This window comes from Corallococcus aberystwythensis, from assembly GCF_003612165.1.
GTDB classification, from domain to species: Bacteria; Myxococcota; Myxococcia; order Myxococcales; family Myxococcaceae; genus Corallococcus; species Corallococcus aberystwythensis.
In genome coordinates this window covers 1-2,430 of sequence record NZ_RAWK01000497.1, presented here as the reverse complement: position 1 = coordinate 2,430, position 2,430 = coordinate 1, and the positions used below count along the sequence as shown (strand labels likewise).

The following is a 2,430-nucleotide window of genomic DNA, read 5'->3' as shown; positions in this document are numbered from 1 at the left end:
GTCCCCAATGCCGCCGCCGCTGCCGCCGCGAAGGGCACCAGCGACCTGGACCTGCGCTACCAGAAGTTCGACCCCATTGGCACGGGGCCGCTGGGGACGGTCTTCAAGGGCCGCTACAACGCGCTGGGGTTGGACATCTGCATCAAGGAGCTGAAGGACATCTTCGGCTACTTCTCCTTCCTGCAGCGCGGGGAGGTCCTCAAGCGCCTGAAGAAGGAGCTGTGCGCGCAGGCGCAGGTGCGCCACCCGGGCGTGGTGCAGATCCTCGACCAGAACGTGGACTCGGCGCGGCCCTACTTCGTGGTGGAGCTGATGCGCGGCAGCCTGAAGGAGAAGCTGGAGGCCGCGGGCGGCAAGGGCATTGACGTGCCGCACGCGCTGCGCACGTTCCTGCAGCTGGCGTACGGCCTGAAGGCCGCGCACGCCGCGGGGCTCACCCACCACAACATCAAGCCGGAGAACGTCCTCTTCGACACGTACGGCAACGCGAAGCTCGCCGACTTCGGCATGAGCCGCGTGGTGGAGGTGGACGCCACCAAGGGCATGCCCCAGGTGTTCGTGGGCACGGGCGGCATGGTCTACATGGCGCCGGAGCTGATGAACAAGGGCACCCAGGAGCCGGGTCCCTCCGCGGACGTGTACGCCCTGGGCATCCTGCTCTATGAGATGTTCACCGGTCAGATTCCGGGCCGTCGCTCGCCGCTGCCCTCGGAGGTGAACCCGGAGGCGCCCAGCGGGTTGGATCAGGTCTTCGACAAGGCCACGCAGGACCGCCGCGAGCAGCGCTACCCGGACGTGGACGCGATGCTGGCGGACTTCTACAAGGCCTTCCCGGAGCGCGAGTACCTGGACCGCGGCGCCCTCATCCTGTCGTCGGATCCGCAGGAGTAGCCGTCGGCCGGGCAGGCGGGCCTCCTCGCGAGGCTCGCCCGGCCGTGGATGGACCTGTCAGACTGCGGCGCGCCATGACCGCGCGCCCCTCTGACAGCGTCCTCCTCACCGTCACCGGAAGGGACGGCCCCGACACCACCGCCCGCCTCACCGGCCTGCTCGCGGAAGCGGGCGCGGAGCTGCTCGACGTGGAGCAGGTGGTGGTGCAGGGCCTGCTCACCCTGGCCCTGTGGGTGCGCCTCCCGAGCGGTGAATCCCTCCCCACGCTCCCCTCGCTGGCCCGCGAGCTGGGCGTCACGGTGGACATCCGCGCGGTGGCTCCAGCCGTCACGTCTCCGGAGCCGGGGCTGGGGCCGGAGCCGCTGCGCTACGTCGTCACCGCGGTGGGCAAGGCGCTGGGCGTGCAGGACGTGCACGCGCTGACGCAGAAGCTGGCGGCGGGGAACGCGCGCGTGGAGCGCATCACCCGGCTGAGTGAGACGCCGCTCGCGGCGGTGGAGCTGCACGTCACGCTGCCGCCGGACGCGGATCCCACCGCGCTCAAGCGCGCGCTCCTGGCGCTGTCCATGGCCAGCCCCACGTTCGACGTGGCCCTCCAGCGCGAGAGCCTCTACCGGCGCGGCAAGCGGATGGTGGTGATGGACATGGACTCCACGCTCATCCGCATCGAGGTCATCGACGAGCTGGCGCGCGCGTACGGCGTGCACGCGAAGGTGGCCGCCATCACCGAGCGCGCGATGCACGGGGAGATGGACTACGACGAGTCCCTGCGCCAGCGCGTGGCGTTGCTCGCCGGTCTGGACGCGCGCGTGCTGCACGAGCTGGCCGCGAACCTGCCGCTCACCGAAGGCGCGGAGACGCTCATCCGCGTGCTCCGGCGCCTGGGCTACCGCACCGCGGTCATCAGCGGCGGCTTCTCCGTGGCGGCCGAAGCGCTCCAGAAGCGGCTGGGCATCGACTTCGCGTACTCCAACGCGCTGGAGGTCCAGGACGGGAAGCTCACCGGCCGCACCGTGGGCACCATCGTCAACGCGCGCCGCAAGGCGGAGCTGCTGGAGACGCTGGCGAAGCAGGAGGGCGTCCTCCTGGAGCAGGTCATCGCCGTGGGAGACGGGGCCAATGACCTGCTGATGCTGGAGAAGGCGGGGCTGGGCATCGCCTTCCGCGCCAAACCCAAGCTGCGCGAGGCCGCCGACACGTCCATCTCCGCCGGCGGACTGGACACCATCCTCACGCTGCTGGGGCTCACCGCGCGCGAGCTGCGCGAGGTGGGCTGAAGACAGTCCGCGGTCAGAGGCGCATGCGCGCGGCCAGCTCGCGCTGCTGCACGGTGCCCTTCTCGAAGACGAGCTCCAGGAGGGCGCGGAGGATCTTGGAGCTCTTCTCCTGGTTCTGCTGCACCGTCTGCAGGCGGGCCAGGTCCTCCTCCGTCCACTCGGAGGTGGGCGAGCCGCCCGCGAGGATTTCATCCAGGATGTCGGAAGCGCTGGAGCCCGCGTTCGCGGCGGCGGGCGCGGGGGCCGGGGCCGCGCGTGAGGC

At 70.9% G+C, this 2,430-nt stretch carries 2 protein-coding genes and 1 pseudogene; 2 read left to right on the top strand and 1 reads right to left on the bottom strand.

Annotated features, from left to right (window positions below; translation table 11 throughout):
- A partial coding sequence (locus D7W81_RS40860; RefSeq protein ID WP_147445828.1) for a serine/threonine protein kinase occupies window positions 1–891 on the top strand: 891 nt, incomplete at its 5' end.
- A gap of 74 nt (window positions 892–965) precedes the next feature.
- Window positions 966–2,168, top strand: a complete 1,203-nt coding sequence (serB, locus tag D7W81_RS40855) for a phosphoserine phosphatase SerB (RefSeq protein ID WP_120560705.1) — start codon at window positions 966–968, stop codon at window positions 2,166–2,168.
- A 13-nt stretch (window positions 2,169–2,181) separates the two neighbouring features.
- On the opposite strand, the pseudogene D7W81_RS40850 reads toward serB, so the two are convergent.
- Window positions 2,182–2,430: pseudogene (locus tag D7W81_RS40850) on the bottom strand (GspE/PulE/PilB domain-containing protein); the annotation flags it as partial.